The following is an 18,177-nucleotide window of genomic DNA, read 5'->3' as shown; positions in this document are numbered from 1 at the left end:
GAAAGGGAGGCACATCGGTCAGACACGCCGGGGAAGCGCTGCGAACGGAGGGATCTTCCGAGAAGGAGTGCCCGGAATGCCTCCGTTTCTCGCGCTGCTTCCCACGGCGCAGACGAGGATTTGACGCGCCGTCTCCGGTCGGAGAGTAGGCGGTTAGGCGGTCCGGCGGTCCGGCCAAGCGGACCGATCAGGCGACCGGATCAGACGAAGGCGCGGTGGATCCAGTCGAGCTGGATCTGAGCCAGGATCGCGACGATCGCGTAGCAGACGATGGTGATCAGCGGCACCCAGCCGTACAGGGTGCGGAATACGCGGCGGGCGCGCTCCGGCACGGGGATGTTGCCCTCCTTGAGGTTGTAGAGGGTCACCGCCCAGAAGGTGGGGATGGTCACGAGCCAGGTCACCATGCACCACGGGCACAGCACGTTGAGCACGGTGATGGACTGGGTGATCAGGAAGATCACGAGCACCAGCGCGAGCAGCACGCCCATGTTGAACGCGATCCAGTACCAGCGGGCGAAGCGCGCACGGTTCGCCAGCAGGCCGGCGCCGACGGCGATCGTGGCCGTCCAGCCGCCGAGACCGAGGATCGGGTTCGGGAAGCCGAGCAGCGATCCCTGCCAGGAGTTGAGGTTCTTGGCGCACCCGACGAGAACGGAGAAGTTGCAGGAGAGCTGCGCGTTCGGATCTTCCAGGAGGTGGAACTTGTCCACGGTGAGCATGAACGCCGCCCAGACTCCGATGAGTCCGGCGACGATCAGGAAGACGGCGAGAGCGGTCGGGCGGCGGTAGGAAACCTCGGCGGGGCTGTCTGGCACCCTCGGATTATGGCATGACGTCTGCGTGCCGTCCTGGGAGGAGACTCGGGTGGGCCCGCGCCCGTGCGATAATCGTTGCAGCAGTCGTCCCGGCCGAGGCCGGGAGCACCGACAGAAGGCTTGAGGGCGCCCAGAGCGTCCGTGAAAAATGCCGGCCGTGATGGCCGGTGGAGAACATGAGCCGGATGCAGGCCGCGCCACGAGCCCGGCGGTATCCGAACAGGATTGAGGGAGGCGCCGCTCGCGCCGCCTCCCGACGGAGAGACCCGGTGAGCGGGCAACCGCCACCGGTCGAGGAGTGCACCAGCGATGGTGGATAACGAAAATATCGACAACACGGACAACAACGAGACGGAGACGGGAGGACGGAAGCGCAAGGGGCTCTTCGGCGCACGACGCGTCGTGAAGAAGCCCTTCCAGGCCGCACAGGCCGACGCGTTCCCGCCTTCCTCCGGACAGATAGCGGCCGAGCAGGCCGCCGGCGAGCCCACCGCCGAGCAGACGGTCGCCGAGCCCGAAGCGCCACAGGCTGCCACCGTCGAGGAGACGGCGCCCGCCGCCGGTGAGGCCGCGGCACAGCCCGCCCTCGCCGCCGACGGCGTGCAGCCCGCGGCGGGCCTCGAGCCTCCAGCGCTCCCGGACAAGCACGGCGAGGCGGAGGCACCCGTCGTCGGCGCCGCCGCGCCCGGCCTGCCCCCGACGACCCTGCTCTTCCAGGCGCCGGACGTCCTGCCGCTCCCGCCGCTCCCCGAGGGCGACGAGGAGCCGGCCGGCGGTGTCCGCCGTCGGTCCCGCCGCCGCGCGGGCGAGTCGCGCGACAACGCCAACGACCCGGCCAACACCGTCGTCAAGGTGCGCACGCCGCGCGAGCCCGAGCTCATCACCGAGCCGCAGAAGGTCAAGGGGTCCACGCGTCTCGAGGCGAAGAAGCAGCGCCGCCGCGACGGTCGCGACGCCGGCCGTCGCCGCCCGGTCATCACCGAGGCCGAGTTCCTGGCCCGCCGCGAGTCGGTCGACCGGCAGATGGTCGTCCGCTCGAAGGGCGGCCGCATCCAGATCGGCGTGCTCGAGGACAAGGTGCTCGTCGAGCACTACGTCGCCCGCTCGCAGGAGGCGTCGCTCATCGGCAACGTCTACCTCGGCCGCGTGCAGAACGTGCTCCCCAGCATGGAGGCCGCGTTCGTCGACATCGGCCGTGGCCGCAACGCCGTGCTGTATTCGGGCGAGGTGGACTGGGATGCGGTCGAGACCGGCAACCAGCCGCGCCGCATCGAACTGGCCCTGAAGCCGGGCGACCGCGTGCTCGTCCAGGTCACCAAGGACCCGGTCGGCCACAAGGGCGCCCGTCTCACCAGCCAGATCTCGCTCCCAGGCCGCTACCTCGTGTACGTGCCGGGCGGATCCATGAACGGCATCAGCCGCAAGCTCCCGGACACCGAGCGTTCGCGCCTCAAGAAGATCCTCAAGGAGGTGCTGCCCGAGAACGCGGGCGTGATCGTGCGCACCGCCGCCGAGGGTGCGACCGAGGAGCAGCTGACGCTCGACGTCACCCGCCTGACCTCGCAGTGGGCCGACATCAGCACGCGTGTCGAGACCCAGCAGGCTCCTGCTCTGCTGCACAGCGAGCCGGACCTCCTGATCAAGATCATCCGCGACGTCTTCAACGAGGACTTCCAGAAGCTCGTCATCGCCGGCGACGACGCGCGTCAGACGATCGAGAACTACCTCCGCCAGGTCGCCCCCGACCTGCTCGACCGTGTCGAGCCGTACATGGGGGAGCGCGACGCGTTCGACGAGTTCCGCATCACAGAGCAGATCGAGAAGGCGCTGGAGCGCAAGGTGTGGCTGCCGTCGGGCGGTTCGCTCGTCATCGACCGCACCGAGGCCATGACGGTCGTCGACGTGAACACCGGCAAGTTCGTCGGCTCGGGCGGCAACCTCGAAGAGACCGTCACCAAGAACAACCTGGAGGCGGCCGAGGAGATCGTCCGTCAGCTCCGGCTGCGCGACATCGGCGGCATCATCGTCGTCGACTTCATCGACATGGTGCTGGAGTCGAACCGCGATCTGGTGCTCCGCCGTCTGGTGGAGTGCTTGAGCCGTGACCGGACGAAGCACCAGGTCGCCGAGGTCACCTCGCTCGGTCTCGTGCAGATGACCCGCAAGAAGCTCGGCCTCGGCCTGCTTGAGACCTTCAGCGAGGCGTGCGAGGTCTGCGCCGGCCGCGGTGTCATCGTCCACCACGACCCGGTCGTCAAGCACCGCCAGCCGCAGCAGCCGCAGAACGAGCGTCGCCGTGGCCGCGGTGGGAGCACAGGCGCCAGCAGCAACGGCGGCTCGAACGGGAACGGCAACGGAAACGGCGGAAACGGCGCAGGCGGCCACAACGGCACGCACGCCATCACCGACGACGCCAAGAACGCGTTGGCCAAGATCGCCGCGTCGACCATCCACCACGACGAGGAGGCGAAGGCGCAGGAGAGCGCCGCGTCGGCCGATGTCGAGCAGATCAGCGTGACCGAGGTGACGCTGACCGAGGTCACCGCCACGAAGAAGCGCCGCCGCAAGGGCAAGGGCGGTGCCGACCGGCAGCAGGCCGAGACCACGCCGTCCGAGGACACGGTCAGCGAGCCCGCGTCGGAGCAGCCGACCGAGGTCTCGGCGGAGGCTGCGCCCGAGGCTGGGTCCTCGGAGCCGTCGGCCGAGCCGATCCTCCCGCTCCTCGACCTCCCGGAGCCGGCGGAGGTGCGCCCGCCCGCGGCGCGTCCGTCGCCGGAGGAGGCCGAGCTCCTGCTCGACTCCGTCCTCGAGGCGCTGCCCGCGCCGAAGGAGCCGGGTCAGGGCCGCAACCGGAGCCGACGCGCGAGCACGGCGGTCATCGCCGGCGGTGAGCTGGCGCCGAGGGGCGAGTAGCCTCCACCACCGGGCTGGAGCGACCGGGACGCCGTCAGTGTCGGCGGCGGACCCGGTCGCGCGCCCGCACCCGCAACCCGCTGGCGATGAGCCGCGACACGAGCTCCTTGCCGGAGACGGGATGCGCTCCGGCCGCCACGAGCTCGTCGTAGCGCCGGTCGGGCACGTCGTAATGGTCGATGTCGAAGGCGCGGCGCTGGATGTCGTTCGCCTCGGCGAAGGCGTGCAGCTCGTCAAGCGACGCGTCGCTGACCAGATGCGACCACAACATGCCGTGGGCCGGCCATGCCGGGGGATCGATCAGGACCGTCATAGAATGATTCTAGGAACCGGTTCCGAAGTCTGAGCCGGACGGTCCCGAAGCCGGAACGGTGTCGCCACCGTGACGACGGCCGCTGAATTGACGGCCTGTCGGGCGTCGGGTAAAGTTGACCGTTGGTGTGTGCCGGGTATGACCCGCGCAGCCATCATGGTTTTCTGAGAGCAGCCGGGAGCATGTCGCTACCGGCGGGACTCGCCAGTGACTTCCAAACAGTTGAAGAAGCAGGACCAGGTCCGCGGCAGCGCCGGGAACTGTTCCCCGACGAAAAGGTACGTGAAAGTGGTTTACGCAGTTGTGCGCGCCGGTGGCCGGCAGGAGAAGGTCGAGGTCGGCACCATCGTGACGATGGACCGCGTCAAGGCCGACAAGGACGGCAAGATCGAGCTCGCGCCGGTGCTGCTGGTCGACGGTGACAAGATCACCTCCGACGCCAAGTCCCTCGCGAAGGTCACCGTGACCGCCGAGGTCCTCGGCGACCTCCGCGGCCCGAAGATCGTCATCCAGAAGTTCAAGAACAAGACCGGCTACAAGAAGCGCCAGGGCCACCGTCAGGAGCTCACGCGCGTCAAGATCACCGGCATCAAGTAGCCGACGGCTCTCGAGGAGAAGACACCATGGCACACAAAAAGGGAGCAAGCTCCACTCGCAACGGCCGCGACTCCAACGCGCAGCGCCTCGGCGTGAAGCGCTTCGGCGGCCAGACCGTCAACGCGGGCGAGATCCTGGTCCGCCAGCGCGGCACCCACTTCCACCCCGGCGTGAACGTCGGTCGTGGCGGTGACGACACGCTGTTCGCCCTCGCCGCCGGCGCGGTCGAGTTCGGCACCAAGGGCGGCCGCAAGGTCGTCAACATCGTGGCGGCCGAGGCCTGAGCCTCGACCACGAGCACCACTCTTCCGGATGGGCGGGCTTCGGCCCGCCCATCCGCCGTTTCAGCACCACAAGCAGTAGGAGAGCACCATGGCGACGTTCGTTGATCGCGTGACGTTGCACTTGCGCGCCGGCAACGGCGGCAACGGGTGCGTCTCGGTCCGGCGCGAGAAGTTCAAGCCGCTAGCCGGTCCCGACGGCGGGAACGGCGGCAACGGCGGGGACATCGTCCTTGTCGCCGACCCGCAGGTCACCACGCTGCTCGGCTATCACCGCCACCCGCACCGTTCGAGTGACAACGGCGGCTTCGGCATGGGCGACCACCGCAGCGGCCACACCGGCGAGACCCTCGAACTGCCCGTCCCGGTGGGCACGGTCGTCAAGAGCGCCGACGGCGACGAGCTCGTCGATCTGTCGGAGCCTGGCATGCGCTACGTCGTCGCTCCCGGCGGCGTCGGCGGCCTCGGTAATGCCGCGCTGGCGAACCCGAAGCGCAAGGCGCCGGGCTTCGCGCTGCTGGGCACCCCCGGGTGGGAGGGCGACGTCCAGCTCGAGCTGAAGACGGTCGCCGACATCGCTCTGGTCGGATACCCCTCGGCGGGCAAGTCGAGCCTCATCGCTGCCATGTCGGCCGCGAAGCCGAAGATCGCCGACTACCCCTTCACCACGCTCCACCCGAACCTCGGCGTCGTGCAGGCGGGCGACGTCCGCTACACCGTCGCCGACGTCCCCGGTCTCATCGAGGGCGCGAGCGAGGGACGCGGGCTGGGCCTGGAGTTCCTGCGTCACGTCGAGCGCTGCTCGGCGCTCCTGCACGTGCTCGACTGTGCGACGCTGGAGCCCGGTCGCGACCCGCTGAGCGACCTGGACGTCATTCTCGGCGAGCTGGCCGCCTACCCCGTCCCCGAGGGGCAGACGCCGCTCCTGGAGCGTCCGCAGCTGATCGCCCTGAACAAGATCGACGTCCCGGACGCGCGCGAGCTGGCCGACTTCGTCCGCCCGGAGCTCGAGCAGCGCGGCTACCGCGTCTTCGAGATCTCGACGGTCAGCCATGAAGGCCTTCGCCCGCTGTCGTTCGCCCTGGCCGAGATCGTGGAGCAGGCGCGCGCCGAGCAGGCCGCGCTGGAGCAGGCACGACCCCGCATCGTCATCCGCCCGAAGGCCGTCGACGACTCCGGATTCGTCGTCAAGGTCGAGGGCGGCACGGACGGCCCGGTGTACCGCATCCTGGGCGCGAAGCCGGAGCGCTGGGTCGCCCAGACCGACTTCGCCAACGACGAGGCCGTCGGCTTCCTGGCGGACCGCCTCGCGAAGCTCGGCGTCGAGGACCAGTTGGTCCGCGCGGGCGCCGTCGCCGGCTCCACCGTCGTCATCGGCCGTGACAACGGTGTGGTGTTCGACTGGGAGCCCACGCTCACCTCCACCGCGGAACTCATCACCTCGCCCCGCGGAAGCGACGTGCGTCTGGACACCAACGCGCGTCCGACCCGCGCTCAGCGCCGCGACGACTACTTCGAGCGGATGGATGCGAAGGCCGAGGCCCGCGAAGAGCTCCTGCGTGAGCGCGAGGCCGGGCTGTGGCAGGACGACAGCTACGACGACAACGTGGTGCGCAGCGCGGCCGACGGCAGCCGTGGAGACGAGGAGACCGCAGAGGAATGACCATCGACGACCGCAGCCAGATCCCCTCCGCCCGACGCATCGTCGTCAAGGTGGGCTCGTCGTCCATCAGCGGCGAGAACGCGGGGCAGATCGTGCCGCTGGTCGACGCCCTCGCCGAGGCCCACGGCCGCGGTACGCAGGTCATCCTCGTCTCGTCCGGCGCCATCGCGACCGGCACGCCTTTCCTGTCGCTCTCGGAGCGCCCCACCGACCTCGCGACGCAGCAGGCGGCGGCCGCGGTCGGTCAGACCGTGCTCATCTACCGCTACCAGGACAGCTTCGATCGCTACGACATCGTCGCGGGGCAGGTGCTCCTGACCGCGGGCGATATGGAGAACCCGACCCACCGCAGCAACGCCAAGCGTGCGATGGAGCGGCTGCTCGACCTCCGCATCCTGCCCATCGTGAACGAGAACGACACCGTCGCGACGCACGAGATCCGGTTCGGCGACAACGACCGTCTGGCTGCGCTGGTCGCGCTGCTCGTCGACGCCGACCTCCTGGTGCTGCTGTCCGACGTGGATGCGCTCTACACCCGTCCGCCGCACGAGCCCGGTGCCGAGCGCATCGAGGTCGTCGGCTGGGACGACGAGCTGGAGGGCGTCGAGATCGGGTCGACCGGTCTCTCCGGCGTCGGCAGCGGGGGAGCGGTCACGAAGGTCTCGGCCGCCCGCCAGGCCGCCGAGCGCGGCACCGCCGTGGTGCTCACCGCGACATCGCTGGTGTCGCAGGCATTGCGCGGCGAGCAGGTCGGCACGTGGTTCGCGCCCGCGCCCGACACGCACGCAGCCGACGCTTCCGTCCCCAGGTCCGGGCTCTCCACCGGTTCGACCGCGGCCGTCACCTCCGACGCCGCGGCGTCCTAGAATCGACGCATGTCCTCGTTGACCGGTGCGCTGCCCACGGCCGCGCTCTCCCTGCACGAACGGCTCGCCGCCGCCAAGACCGCGTCGCGCGACCTCGCGATCGCCGACACGGATCGCAAGAACCGCGCGCTGCGCGCCATCGCCGACGGTGTGCTCGCCTCGTCGGCCGAGATCCTCTCCGCCAACGAGCTCGACCTGGCCAACGGCCGTGAGAACGGCCTCTCCACCGGCCTGCTCGACCGCCTGACGCTGAGCCCGGCGCGCCTGCAGGGTCTCGCCGACGCCGTCCTCGAGATCGTCGGCCTGACCGACCCGGTCGGCGAGGCCGTGCGCGGCAGCTCGTTGCCGAACGGCGTGAAGATCACGCAGGTGCGCGTCCCCTTCGGCGTCGTCGGCGCGATCTACGAGGCCCGCCCCAACGTCACGATCGACATCGCCGCGCTCGCGATCAAGAGCGGCAACGCCGCGGTGCTGCGCGGCGGCAGCGCGGCCATCGAGACCAACCGCGTACTCGTGCACGTCATCCAGCAGGCGCTGGCGAGCGCCGGCCTTCCGTCGGATGCCGTGCAGACGATCGACGACTTCGGCCGCGAGGGCGCCGCCGAGCTGATGACGGCGCGCGGCTTCGTCGACGTGCTCATCCCGCGGGGGAGCGCCGACCTGATCCAGGCCGTGGTGACCCAGTCGACGGTGCCGGTGATCGAGACCGGCGCGGGTGTCGTTCACGTGGTGCTCGACGAGTCGGCCCGTGAGGACTGGGCCGTCGACATCGTCCGGAACGCCAAGGTCCAGCGGCCGAGCGTGTGCAACGCCGTCGAGACGCTGCTCGTGCACCGCGCCGCCGCCGAGCGGCTGCTGCCGCCCGTGCTCTCCGCGCTGCGCGCCGAGGGCGTCACCATTCACGCCGACGACCGCGCTCTGCCCTTCGCGCCGGATGCGGTGCCGGTGACGGACGAGGACTACGCCACCGAGCACATGAGCCTCGACATCTCCGTGAAGGTGGTCGACGACCTCGACGAGGCGATCGAGCACATCCGCCGGTACTCCACCCAGCACACGGAGTCGATCATCACGAACGACCTGCAGAACGCCGAGCGCTTCCTGGCCGAGGTCGACTCCGCGGTCGTGATGGTGAACGCTTCGACGCGCTTCACCGACGGCGGAGAGTTCGGGTTCGGCGCCGAGGTCGGCATCTCGACGCAGAAGCTGCACGCGCGCGGGCCGATGGGACTCCCGGAGCTCACCAGCACCAAGTGGATCGTCCGCGGGTCCGGCCAGGTCCGGGCGTGACCGACCGCTAGACTTGACGGCGGGCCGAAGGCCCCGAGAAAGGATCACGCACGATGTCATTCCTGACGACCGTCCTCGCCGAGGCGGAGACCCACGTCGAACTGCCGATGCCCACCTGGGCGTTCGGCGCTATCGCCATCGTCCTCTTCATCGCCCTCGCCTTCGTCGCCTGGAGCTTCAAGGATGTCGCCAACCGGCACAGCCACCGCTCCGCCCCCGACGCCGCCGCCCACGCGGGCGCTCCGGGTGCCACGCACCACGGCACCGGCCACCCGACCCAGGGGCACTGAGCCGATCCGGGCATGGAGCTGAAGGAGACGGGCCGGCCGCGGATCGGTGTGATGGGCGGCACTTTCGACCCCATCCACCACGGCCACCTGGTGGCCGCCAGCGAAGTGGCCCAGTCGTTCGACCTCGACGAGGTCATCTTCGTCCCGACCGGTCAGCCCTGGCAGAAGGGCGCCGTCACCCCGCCGGAGCACCGTTACCTGATGACGGTCATCGCGACCGCATCCAATCCGCGGTTCACGGTTAGCCGGGTCGACATCGACCGGGTCGGTCCGACCTACACCATCGACACCCTGCGCGACCTGCACCGCGAGCGTCCGGACGCCGAGCTGTTCTTCATCACCGGCGCGGACGCCATCGCCCAGATCCTCAGCTGGCGCGACGTCGCGGAGCTCTGGGAGCTCGCCCACTTCGTGGCTGTGAGTCGCCCGGGACATGACTTGAGTATTTCTGGATTGCCGGAGCAAGACGTAAGCTTGTTGGAAGTTCCGGCCCTGGCGATCTCGTCGACCGATTGCCGGAGCCGGGTGAGCAGGGGATTCCCGGTGTGGTACCTGGTACCGGACGGGGTTGTTCAATACATCTCCAAACACCATCTGTATCGGAGCGTGGCATGACATCGTGGCCTGAACAGCCGCCGACGGGCCAGCCGCAGACGCGGCGACAGGCGAGGGAGTTCGAGCGCTCCGCCTCCCGACGTGCCGGAACCGCTGAGCCGACACCCGGCGGGCAGATCCCCGAGATGACCACCACCGTGCCCCCGCGCGCGCCCGAAGAGGATGTTGCCGCGGCCGACACGGCGCAGCAGAGCGAGAAGCCGCAGGCTGAGGCGCAGGGCGCCGAGAAGCCGCAGGCCGAGTCGAAGCAGGCCGAGCCCGCCGCCCCGAAGGCCGAGCAGGCGCCGACCCAGCCGGAGCGTCCGGCCATTCCGGCCAGCGCGTTCGCTGAACCCGGCGTCTCGTCGCCGTCGCGTGACGCCTTCGACCTGTTCCGTCAGGGTCCGGACACCACGCAGCCCGAGCCCGTCACGCAGCCGATGGCCATCCTCCAGCCGACCACGCCGCCCGCGGCACCCGCGTCCACCCCGCCGGCTTCAGCGAACGCCGGGTCGGAGCGCACTCTGACGCGCCGCGAGCTCCGCGCGATGCTGCAGGCTCAGGAGGCCAACGCCCAGGCCAATCACGCGCCGGCCGCCGGGGAGCAGGTCTTCCCCGTGTCCTTCACGTCCGGTCCCGAAGAGTCCGGCGCCAAGGAAGGTGCAGCGGAGTCCGGCTCGTCGGCTCCGCAGGCCGCTGCTGCTGCTCCCGCCGCCGATCCGCTCGTAGCCGATCCCGCGACGCCCGCCCCGACCAGCGAGAAGTCGGCCTGGCCGTTCGCCCCGCTGACTCCGTCGTCAGCGCCGACCGCATCCCGTTCCGGCCAGTCCGAGACCACGGTCACCCAGAGCTCCACCTCTCCCTTCGCCGCCTTCGGCACTGCGGAGCCGAAGGCCGACGCCCCCGCTGTCGAGGCCCCGTCCGCGCCCGCCCCGGCGAAGAATGAGGAGCCGGGCGAGACTGCCGCACAGGAGCGCCGGCCGTTCACCCCGCCGACCGGGCACTGGTCGACGGCCGCCGAACTGGACGACCAGAACCAGCCGATCATCTCGCGCAACGTCGCCCAGTCGACCGCCGCGACGACGACCAATGCGCTCATCCTGCCCGTCATCCCGCAGCCGGATACCCGCGCGCCGCTGACGAGCACGGGGGAGATCCTGGTCACCGGCTCGATCGACCTGCCGCGCGGGATGGGAGCCACCGGCGCCCACCCCGACCGCATCGACTCCTCGGACCTCGACCGTCTGCTCGACGGCGAGGAGAACGAGTTCAACACCTCGGAGGTTCAGCCGGTCCGCGCGTCGCGCGCCATCAGCACACACACCTCCACCCGGGGCGTCATCGCTCCGCCGAAGAAGCGCGGCAACACGCTGCCGGTGATCCTGATGGTCACGGCCGGCGTCTTGGCGGTGAGCGTCACCGCGCTGCTCGTGGCCGCCTACGTGCTGAAGGTGTTCTGATCATCCGCACCTGCGCCGCTCTTCTCGCACCGACCGCGACCCCACGACCGGAGGACCTTCCGTGACCGCATCCCAGCACGCCCGGGAGATTCTGCAGGTGGCTGCCGCCGCCGCCGACTCGAAGGGCGGACAGGACCTCGTGGCCCTCGACGTGTCGGGCCCGCTGCCGCTGACGGATGCGTTCCTGCTGGTCAGCGGACGCGTCGAGCGCAACGTCGTCGCCATCGCCTCCGAGGTGGAGGACCGCCTCAACGAGGCCGGAGTGAAGACGCTGCGCCGCGAGGGCAAGGGAGAGGGCCGCTGGGTGCTCCTCGACTTCGGCGACCTCGTCGTGCACGTCTTCCACGAAGAGGACCGCATGTACTACGCGCTCGAGCGCCTCTGGAAGGACTGCCCGACGATCCCGATCGAGCTGCCCGTCCACGAGAACGCCGAGTAGGGCGCCGCGCACCCGGCTCCCAGCGTTCTGTCGGGTTCACCTGAGAGGCCTCTCATGAAGGGCCGCTTTGATGGGCACATGAAGTGTCCCAATGACAACGCGACCCTGGTCATGAGCGAACGCCACGGCATCGAGATCGACTACTGCCCCGAGTGCCGGGGAGTCTGGCTCGATCGCGGTGAGCTCGACAAGATCATCGACCGCGCCGGGACCTCGGCTCCGGCCGCTCCCGGCCCCCAGGCCGCCCCGCAGCCGGTGCCGCCGCAGTACGCCGCGCCGCAGCCGTACGCGGAGCCGCAGTACCGTGAGCCCCGGTATGGCGACCAGCGCTACAGCGACCCCCGCTACGACCAGCAGGGCCAGCGCCCCTACAAGAAGAAGAAGGAGAACTGGCTCAGCGAGCTGTTCGACTGACACGAGCGGCGCTCAGTTTTTTCTGGCGGGCGCGATGTAGTAGTCTGAATGAGTTGTTCCGGGAGGTCCGAAAGGCCCGAACGGCGCACACTCTGGGTCTGTGGCGCAGCTGGTAGCGCACCTGCATGGCATGCAGGGGGTCAGGGGTTCGAGTCCCCTCAGATCCACCGAAGATGACAGAAGGCCGGCCCGAAAGGGCCGGCCTTCTGTGCTGTTACGGTCGGTGTCTGGCCGCTGGCGGTCAGTCGCCCTTCACGTTGACCAGCTGGTGAAGCGTGTGGCGGATCTCGACGAGGTCGGCCGCGTCGGCCATCACCTGGTCGATCGGCTTGTACGCCTGCGGGATCTCGTCCAGGAACGCCTCCGTGTCACGGAACTCGATCCCGGTCATCGCCTCACGCAGCTCCTCGATGGTGAACCGCCTGCGCGCGGCCGTCCGCGAGAACTGGCGTCCAGCGCCGTGCGGCGAGGAATGCAGCGCGAGCGGGTTGCCGAGCCCGGAGACCACGTACGACGCCGTCCCCATCGAACCGGGGATCAGGCCCGCCTGGCCGACGCGCGCCGAGATGGCGCCCTTCCGCGACACCCAGACGTCCTTGCCGAAGTGGTTCTCCTTCTGCGTGAAGTTGTGGTGGCAGTTGATGCGCTCCGACTCGATCACGTCCACGCCGAACCACTCCGACGTCTGACGCACCACACGGTCCATCATCTCCTCACGGTTCAGCAGCGCGAAGTGCTGAGCCCACCGCAGCTGCGCGATGTACTCGTCGAACTCGTGCGTGCCCTCGACCAGGTAGGCGAGGTCCTTGTCGGGGAGTTCGATCCACCACTTCTCCATCAGCGCCTGCGCGACCTTGATGTGGTGACCGGCGATCCGGTTGCCGACGCCACGGGAGCCGGAGTGAAGGAACAGCCACACCACGTCCTCTTCGTCGAGGCTGACCTCGATGAAGTGGTTGCCGGAGCCGAGCGAGCCCAGCTGGCGCTCCCAGTCGCGCAGGTGCGTCGACGGGTCGAATGCTGCCTGCTCGGCCAGCTCTGTCAGCTCCTGGATGCGCGGCTCCGCGGTCGCGACGATCTTCCGGTTGCGGGCGCCGGCGGACAGTGGGATGGCGCGCTCGATCTGGCTGCGCAGCTCCGAGAGCGGAGCCGAGGAGGCCGCCACGTCGTCGCGGGTGAACTGCGTCCGCACGGCGATCATCCCGCATCCGACGTCCACGCCGACGGCCGCGGGCATGACGGCGCCGAGGGTCGGGATGACCGACCCGACCGTGGCGCCGAGGCCCAGGTGGGCGTCCGGCATGAGGGCGAGGTGCGGGTGGATGAACGGCATCCGCGAGGTGGTGACCGCCTGCTCGCGCGTGGAGTCCTCCAGCAGGGAGGCCCAGCTCAGCAGGCGGTTCGAGATTCTTTCCATGATCCTTTCGTTTCTCATCGGGGTGCGGCCGGGACGGCCGTTCCCCGCGGAGATGCGAAGGAGGAGGTCAGCCCCGGACCTCGAACGGCGGGGCTGCGACACACCGGAAGGTGCGGTGCTACAGACCCCGCGGGCGCTCGAGCGCGCGGAAGGTGCGCTGTTCGCGCTTCGGGTACTGCAGGCTGAGCATCCCGGTGTCCTTCCGTTCGGCGTTCTTCAGCGTGGGCTGTCTGCGCCGGTCGGCGCAGGATTCACGACTATACATGCCAGCAGTGATTCTGGGAAGTACAGTCTCATCCATGGACACTCGGATCGCCGGCCCGGCCGACGCGGACGCCATCACGACGACGATCGCCCTGGCTTTCCGTGACGACCCGGTGTGGGGGCCCGCTCTTGCGGCGCCGGACGGCGGAACCGCGCACCTGGAGCGGTTCTGGCGGTACTTCGTCGAGGGCGCCATCGGCTATCGAACGGTGTCCATGCAGCAGGGCCCCGCGGGCGAGGCAGCGACCGTCGCCGTCTGGCTACCGCCCGGGGTCGACGAACTCACCGAGCAGCAGGAGGCGGAGGTGGACGCCCTGATGGCGCGCACGCTCACGCCCGAGCGCTTCGAGGCGTACCGGCGGCTGTGGCAGCGGTTCGACGAGACGCACCCGCACGGCGAACCGCACATGTACCTGAGCCTGCTGGCCACGCATCCCGCTCATCGCGGGCGCGGGATCGGTCAGCGGCTTCTCGCCGAGGACCTCGCCCGGTTCGATGCGGACGGGCTGCCGGCGTACCTGGAGTCGACGAATCCGACCAACGACCACCGGTATGAGCGTGCGGGCTTCCGGGCGGTCGGCGGCTTCACGTCCGTCATCGACGGGGCTGCCGTCACCACGATGTGGCGAGATGCGCGCAACCCTGCAGAAGGAGGCTGAGCCTCAGCGCAGGCGGCGCTCCTCCTCCTGCTCCAGACGCTCCTTCTCGGCGTCCTTCGCCTCCTGCTCCTTCTGGATCTCTTCTTCGCGCGGGGTCTTGTTCGTCATGAGGCGAGCGTAGCCGCAAGCCGGGGTGCGCGGAACGGTCGGTGCCCGTTGTGCGTCGCGTCATCGCTGGGCTATCCTCCCGCACGGAACGGGAGTCGTGGATGGCAGCCGAGATCCCACGCGCAACAGACCCTGTCACCTTCGCCGGCGGGGTGCTCGACCGCTACCGCCATGTCTGCGCCTTCGTGAACGGGCAGGCGGAGGCCGACGCCGTGCTCGATCCGTTCCTGCGGGACGGCGTTGATGCGGGCGACCGCCTCCTGTACCTGGTTGATACCGCGACGCCCGGTGCTCCGCTCCGCCGTCTCCGTCGCCTGGGGTTCGACACGGGCGCGCTCCTCGAGGAGAGGCGTTGCGAGGTGCGGACCTGGGCCGAGACGTACCTGCGCAGCGGGGACTTCGACCAGGCAGACATGCTGGACCAGCTGGATGCGATGCTCGGCGCGTCGGCCCGCCCGCGCATCCGGCTGCTCGCCGACATGGGGTGGGCGGTCGACCGGGACGGCGTCGCGGACGACCTGATCGAGTTCGAGGCGCGGGCGAACTTCCTGCACGCCCGCCACCAGCACGTGGTCATCTGCGCCTACGACACGTCCCGCTTCGACGGCGCCTTCATCATCGACATCCTGCGCACGCATCCGATGGTCCTCATCGGCGGGTTGCTGCAGGAGAACCCGTTCTTCGTACCGCCGGAGGAGTTCGTGCAGGAACGGAGCGCCCGTGGCTGACGACCCCGCCCTCGAGCCCGCTTTCGCGCCCGCCCTCGCACCCGACGATCGGGGGTGGATGCGCGACCTCGGGGCGATGCTCGCGCTGCCGTCGCTGTGGGTGGATCACAGTCCCGCCGAGATCGCGGACGGCCTGCTGAGCGTCCTGGTCGGCGTCCTGCGGCTGGAGGCGGGTTTCGCCCGGTTCGAGATCCCCGGCGGTCAGGAGCGGCTCGAGGCCTGGCGCCCGTCCGGGGCGCCGGCGCCGGACTCCCTGGTGGAGGCGCTGCGGTCCGGTCGTGCGTTCCCGGACTCCGGCGGCACGGAGCCGGGTACGACCGGTTTCGCGACAGCCGCAGTGCGGACGGCCGAGGTGGGCGGTGCGACGACCGGACGGATCACCCGGGTCGCCGGGCTCAGCCTGGCGCTGCCGTGGGAGTCGGCGCGCGTGCTGGTGGCGGCATCCCGGGCCGACTTCCCGACCGAGCGGGAGACGCACCTGCTGCGGGTCGCGGTCGGGCAGGCGGCGATCGCCCTCCACACGGCACGGCGCCTGGCGGCCGAGCAGGATGCCCGCCGGGCGGCCGAGCGGGAGCGCGATCGTCAGAAGAACGCCCTGCACGCCCTCCTCGACGACCTGGGCCCGGCACTGACGGAGGCGACGCGCCGGGTCCGTCAGGCGGCGAAGGAGGCGGACGACCCGAACGTGTCGCTCGGTGCCGCTGGGACGCATCCTCTCTCGGCACCGGATGCGGGGGAGCGGGCGGTCGTAGCGTTGCGCGGCTCACCTCTGGATCCGGATCCTGTGCGCGGCTCGGCGGCCGACGACATGGCGCCGCTCGACGAGACGCTGACCCGGCGCGAACTCGAGGTGCTCGGCCTTCTCGCGCAGGGGTTGAGCAACAAGGAGATCGCCGGTGTGATGTGGCTGAGCGACCGGACGGTCGAGCGCCACATCACGAGTCTGTACCGCAAGATCGGGGTCGGTCGGCGCAGCGAGGCGACGGCGTTCGCGCTCCGGCACGGCGTCATCTGACCGGGAGCCAGCCGAGCGCGGATCACCCGAGCGCGGATCACCCGAAGGTGAAGCAGTACGCTTCGAGCCCCGGGCGGTCGAACTCCAGCTGGAGCACTGCATCCTGTACGCGGCCCTGCTGCCGGATCAGCTGGAAGGTGTCCTGGCGGTCGACCACGCCGCGACCGTCGGCGTCGACATCCGTGCCGTGCGCGTCGCCGGGCGGCCGGCCGTCGAGAAGCACACGGAACGGGATGTGGGTGCCGGCCGGGGTCGGTCCCATCACGAGATTCGCGTCCCGCGCGTGGAAGGCGAACGCGACGCTGCCGCCGGCCTCGTCGAGTACGGCCGCGTGCCGGGCGTGCGTCCAGCGGCCCGTCAGGTCCCAGCCGTTCAGCGGCAGCGCGCCGGTGCCGTCGTAGGACTCGCTCCGGTCGTAGCGGTCGGCCGACTCGGAGACGAAGTCATTGCTCTGGCCGTAGCCGAGGTAGGTCTCGGGCGAGCGGAGGTCACGCCAGTCCGCCGCCACCTCCAGTCCGTGCGGCTCGACCATCACGAGGTTCAGATCCAGGTCGCGGGCGCCGGCCGCCATCAGCAGCCGCTGGATCATCATCTCGGTGCGCTCGTACTCGCCCTCGCCGAAGTGGTGGAACCGCAGCCGCCCGTCGGCGTCGGCCAGGTAGACGGCCGGCCAGTAGTGGTTGGCGAAGTCGTCCCAGACGCCGTAGTCGTCATCCACCGCGATCGGGTACTCGACGCCGAGGGCACGGGTGCGTTCGATCACGTTGGCGCGGTCGTGTTCGAACCCGAACTCGGGCGTGTGGACTCCGATGACGGTGAGCCCGTCGGCGGCGTACTTCTCGTGCCAGGCGCGCAGGTACGGGAGCGTGCGGAGCCAGTTGACACAGGTGTAGGTCCAGAAGCCGACGAGGACGACGCGGCCGCGCAGGCCTTCTGGCGTCAGCGGCTCGGAGTTGAGCCAGCCGGTGGCGCGGGCGAACGGTGGGAGCCGGCCCTCGTCGGGGAGCGGCTCCTCGTCGCCCGCGAGCCGGTGCGCGATGGTGCGGAACAGGCCGCGCTCGCGGTCGTCGTCAGCCGACACGGTCGTTCTCCGCTCGGGTGGCGACCTCGTCGGCCATCCGCGCGACGTCCAGGACGGCGTCGGCGAACGCGCGCGGCGCCTCCTGCGCCAGGTTGTGCCCGACACCGCCGGTGATGAGCCGATGCTCGTACCGTCCGGTGAAGCGGTCGCGATAGGCGGCCGGATCGAGGTGGAAGGCGCCGTTCGCGTCGCCCTCCAGGGTGATCGCCGGGACCGGGATCGCCGGACGGGCCGCGATGCGGGTCTCCACCTCGTCGAGGCGGGGGTCGCCGTCGGCCAGCCCCAGCCTCCACCGGTAGTTGTGGATGACGATGTCGACGTGATCGGGATTGTCGAACGCCGGCCTGCTGCGCTCGAAGGTGGCGTCGTCGAAGTCCCAGCGCGGGGACGCCGTGCGCCAGATCAGGCGCGCGAACTCGTCGCGGTACCGGTCGTAGCCGGCCCGGCCGCGCTCGGTGGCGAAGTAGAACTGGTACCACCACGTCAGCTCGTCCACCGGGTGCAGCGGGTTCGCGTTGGCGGCCTGTCCTGCGACGAGATACCCGCTCGCGGTCACCTGCCCGCGCACACGCTCCGGCCACAGGGCGGCGAGGATGTTCGTCGTCCGGGCTCCCCAGTCGCAGCCGCCGACCAGCGCCTGTTCGATGCCCAGCGCATCCAGCAGGGCGATCGCATCGGCTGCGAGCGCGGCCGGCTGACCGGTCCTCAGGGCGCCGGGGTTGCGGAACGTCGTCGTGCCGTAGCCGCGGAGGAACGGCACGACGACGCGGAGGCCGGCGTCGGCGAGTGCGGGCACGACCCCCTCGAAGCTGTGGATGTCGTACGGCCAGCCGTGCAGCAGCAGCACCGGTGGTCCGTCGGCCGGCCCGCTGTCGGTGTACCCGATGTTCAGCTCGCCGGCGTCCACCTGCCGCACCGCGTCCATCCCATCGGGTTCGGATGTCCCGTCGATTCCCGCCATCGTCGC

Annotated in this window: 20 protein-coding genes and 1 tRNA gene; 15 read left to right on the top strand and 6 right to left on the bottom strand. The window is 70.1% G+C overall.

All coding sequences use genetic code 11. The features are described 5' to 3' along the window. Positions 1–200: 200 nt before the first annotated feature. Positions 201–818: a vitamin K epoxide reductase family protein gene (locus H284_RS0101465; RefSeq protein WP_020074899.1), complete on the bottom strand. Its 618-nt coding sequence runs from the start codon at positions 816–818 to the stop codon at positions 201–203. 309 nt (positions 819–1,127) lie between these two features. On the opposite strand from H284_RS0101465, the gene H284_RS19870 reads away from it, so the two are divergent. Beyond that, on the top strand, positions 1,128–3,731 hold the full coding sequence (locus tag H284_RS19870; RefSeq protein WP_020074898.1) for an Rne/Rng family ribonuclease: 2,604 nt from the start codon (positions 1,128–1,130) through the stop codon (positions 3,729–3,731). Positions 3,732–3,765: 34 nt separating this feature from the next. On the opposite strand, the gene H284_RS0101455 is transcribed toward H284_RS19870, so the two are convergent. Next, positions 3,766–4,044 (bottom strand): DUF4031 domain-containing protein, encoded by a 279-nt coding sequence (locus H284_RS0101455; protein ID WP_018190813.1) that lies wholly within the window; start codon positions 4,042–4,044, stop codon positions 3,766–3,768. Positions 4,045–4,332: 288 nt separating this feature from the next. Between H284_RS0101455 and rplU the strand changes: the two genes are divergently transcribed. From rplU to H284_RS0101400, 11 genes are all read left to right on the top strand, one after another. Beyond that, positions 4,333–4,641 (top strand): 50S ribosomal protein L21, encoded by a 309-nt coding sequence (gene rplU / locus H284_RS0101450; protein ID WP_029042780.1) that lies wholly within the window; start codon positions 4,333–4,335, stop codon positions 4,639–4,641. 26 nt (positions 4,642–4,667) lie between these two features. After that, the gene (gene rpmA, locus H284_RS0101445) at positions 4,668–4,925 is read left to right on the top strand and encodes a 50S ribosomal protein L27 (RefSeq protein WP_018190815.1); all 258 of its coding nucleotides are present in this window, start codon (positions 4,668–4,670) and stop codon (positions 4,923–4,925) included. Positions 4,926–5,013: 88 nt separating this feature from the next. Beyond that, positions 5,014–6,585 carry a GTPase ObgE gene (gene obgE, locus H284_RS0101440; protein WP_018190816.1) on the top strand — a complete coding sequence of 524 codons (1,572 nt, stop codon included), beginning with the start codon at positions 5,014–5,016 and terminating at the stop codon, positions 6,583–6,585. Continuing rightward, positions 6,582–7,451 (top strand): glutamate 5-kinase, encoded by an 870-nt coding sequence (gene proB, locus H284_RS0101435; RefSeq protein WP_020074896.1) that lies wholly within the window; start codon positions 6,582–6,584, stop codon positions 7,449–7,451. The genes obgE and proB overlap by 4 nt, the downstream gene beginning before the upstream one ends. Positions 7,452–7,460: 9 nt before the next feature. Continuing rightward, positions 7,461–8,741, top strand: coding sequence for a glutamate-5-semialdehyde dehydrogenase (locus H284_RS0101430; RefSeq protein WP_020074895.1), 1,281 nt, complete (start codon positions 7,461–7,463; stop codon positions 8,739–8,741). A gap of 53 nt (positions 8,742–8,794) precedes the next feature. After that, positions 8,795–9,031 (top strand): hypothetical protein, encoded by a 237-nt coding sequence (locus tag H284_RS0101425; RefSeq protein ID WP_018190819.1) that lies wholly within the window; start codon positions 8,795–8,797, stop codon positions 9,029–9,031. 12 nt (positions 9,032–9,043) lie between these two features. Continuing rightward, positions 9,044–9,646: a nicotinate-nucleotide adenylyltransferase gene (gene nadD / locus H284_RS0101420; RefSeq protein ID WP_020074894.1), complete on the top strand. Its 603-nt coding sequence runs from the start codon at positions 9,044–9,046 to the stop codon at positions 9,644–9,646. After that, positions 9,643–11,085 carry a hypothetical protein gene (locus H284_RS0101415; RefSeq protein WP_231371040.1) on the top strand — a complete coding sequence of 481 codons (1,443 nt, stop codon included), beginning with the start codon at positions 9,643–9,645 and terminating at the stop codon, positions 11,083–11,085. The genes nadD and H284_RS0101415 overlap by 4 nt, the downstream gene beginning before the upstream one ends. Before the next feature lie 61 nt (positions 11,086–11,146). Further along, a complete protein-coding gene (gene rsfS / locus H284_RS0101410; RefSeq protein WP_018190821.1) occupies positions 11,147–11,524 on the top strand; it encodes a ribosome silencing factor in 378 nt (125 codons plus the stop codon). Positions 11,525–11,602: 78 nt separating this feature from the next. Continuing rightward, on the top strand, positions 11,603–11,938 hold the full coding sequence (locus H284_RS0101405; RefSeq protein ID WP_018190822.1) for a TFIIB-type zinc ribbon-containing protein: 336 nt from the start codon (positions 11,603–11,605) through the stop codon (positions 11,936–11,938). A gap of 94 nt (positions 11,939–12,032) precedes the next feature. Continuing rightward, a tRNA-Ala gene (locus tag H284_RS0101400) sits at positions 12,033–12,105 on the top strand. Between the two features lie 74 nt (positions 12,106–12,179). Here H284_RS0101400 and H284_RS0101395 read toward each other — a convergent pair. Both H284_RS0101395 and H284_RS20975 read right to left on the bottom strand, forming a co-directional pair. After that, complete coding sequence (locus tag H284_RS0101395) at positions 12,180–13,355, bottom strand: RtcB family protein (protein WP_020074892.1); 1,176 nt, start codon at positions 13,353–13,355, stop codon at positions 12,180–12,182. Positions 13,356–13,473: 118 nt separating this feature from the next. Then, the gene (locus H284_RS20975; protein WP_020074891.1) at positions 13,474–13,620 is read right to left on the bottom strand and encodes a hypothetical protein; all 147 of its coding nucleotides are present in this window, start codon (positions 13,618–13,620) and stop codon (positions 13,474–13,476) included. Positions 13,621–13,654: 34 nt separating this feature from the next. On the opposite strand from H284_RS20975, the gene H284_RS0101385 reads away from it, so the two are divergent. From H284_RS0101385 to H284_RS0101370, 3 genes are all read left to right on the top strand, one after another. Further along, positions 13,655–14,278 carry a GNAT family N-acetyltransferase gene (locus H284_RS0101385; RefSeq protein WP_020074890.1) on the top strand — a complete coding sequence of 208 codons (624 nt, stop codon included), beginning with the start codon at positions 13,655–13,657 and terminating at the stop codon, positions 14,276–14,278. 209 nt (positions 14,279–14,487) lie between these two features. Next, entirely contained in the window at positions 14,488–15,114 is a 627-nt protein-coding gene (locus H284_RS0101375) for an MEDS domain-containing protein (RefSeq protein WP_020074889.1), read from the top strand. Next, complete coding sequence (locus H284_RS0101370) at positions 15,107–16,129, top strand: helix-turn-helix transcriptional regulator (RefSeq protein WP_020074888.1); 1,023 nt, start codon at positions 15,107–15,109, stop codon at positions 16,127–16,129. Before H284_RS0101375 ends, H284_RS0101370 begins: the two co-directional genes overlap by 8 nt. A 37-nt stretch (positions 16,130–16,166) precedes the next feature. On the opposite strand, the gene H284_RS19865 is transcribed toward H284_RS0101370, so the two are convergent. Continuing rightward, positions 16,167–17,210, bottom strand: coding sequence for a redoxin domain-containing protein (locus H284_RS19865; protein WP_020074887.1), 1,044 nt, complete (start codon positions 17,208–17,210; stop codon positions 16,167–16,169). After that, entirely contained in the window at positions 17,200–18,171 is a 972-nt protein-coding gene (locus H284_RS19860; RefSeq protein WP_051092445.1) for an alpha/beta fold hydrolase, read from the bottom strand. The genes H284_RS19865 and H284_RS19860 overlap by 11 nt, the downstream gene beginning before the upstream one ends. Between the last annotated feature and the right edge of the window lie 6 nt (positions 18,172–18,177).

Origin of the sequence: Cryocola sp. 340MFSha3.1, from assembly GCF_000383315.1 — a bacterium.
Classification (GTDB): domain Bacteria; phylum Actinomycetota; class Actinomycetes; order Actinomycetales; family Microbacteriaceae; genus Leifsonia.
The sequence above is the reverse complement of the archived record's forward strand: the minus strand, read 5'-3'. Positions and strand labels throughout refer to the sequence as shown.

Coding starts and splice junctions, on each gene's coding strand:
- H284_RS19870 (WP_020074898.1), top strand. CDS start 1,128: ATGGTGGATAACGAAAATATCGACAACACGGACAACAACGAGACGGAG.
- H284_RS0101455 (WP_018190813.1), bottom strand. CDS start 4,044: ATGACGGTCCTGATCGATCCCCCGGCATGGCCGGCCCACGGCATGTTG.
- rpmA (WP_018190815.1), top strand. CDS start 4,668: ATGGCACACAAAAAGGGAGCAAGCTCCACTCGCAACGGCCGCGACTCC.
- obgE (WP_018190816.1), top strand. CDS start 5,014: ATGGCGACGTTCGTTGATCGCGTGACGTTGCACTTGCGCGCCGGCAAC.
- proB (WP_020074896.1), top strand. CDS start 6,582: ATGACCATCGACGACCGCAGCCAGATCCCCTCCGCCCGACGCATCGTC.
- H284_RS0101430 (WP_020074895.1), top strand. CDS start 7,461: ATGTCCTCGTTGACCGGTGCGCTGCCCACGGCCGCGCTCTCCCTGCAC.
- H284_RS0101425 (WP_018190819.1), top strand. CDS start 8,795: ATGTCATTCCTGACGACCGTCCTCGCCGAGGCGGAGACCCACGTCGAA.
- nadD (WP_020074894.1), top strand. CDS start 9,044: ATGGAGCTGAAGGAGACGGGCCGGCCGCGGATCGGTGTGATGGGCGGC.
- H284_RS0101415 (WP_231371040.1), top strand. CDS start 9,643: ATGACATCGTGGCCTGAACAGCCGCCGACGGGCCAGCCGCAGACGCGG.
- H284_RS0101405 (WP_018190822.1), top strand. CDS start 11,603: ATGAAGTGTCCCAATGACAACGCGACCCTGGTCATGAGCGAACGCCAC.
- H284_RS0101395 (WP_020074892.1), bottom strand. CDS start 13,355: ATGGAAAGAATCTCGAACCGCCTGCTGAGCTGGGCCTCCCTGCTGGAG.
- H284_RS20975 (WP_020074891.1), bottom strand. CDS start 13,620: ATGTATAGTCGTGAATCCTGCGCCGACCGGCGCAGACAGCCCACGCTG.
- H284_RS0101385 (WP_020074890.1), top strand. CDS start 13,655: ATGGACACTCGGATCGCCGGCCCGGCCGACGCGGACGCCATCACGACG.
- H284_RS0101375 (WP_020074889.1), top strand. CDS start 14,488: ATGGCAGCCGAGATCCCACGCGCAACAGACCCTGTCACCTTCGCCGGC.
- H284_RS19860 (WP_051092445.1), bottom strand. CDS start 18,171: ATGGCGGGAATCGACGGGACATCCGAACCCGATGGGATGGACGCGGTG.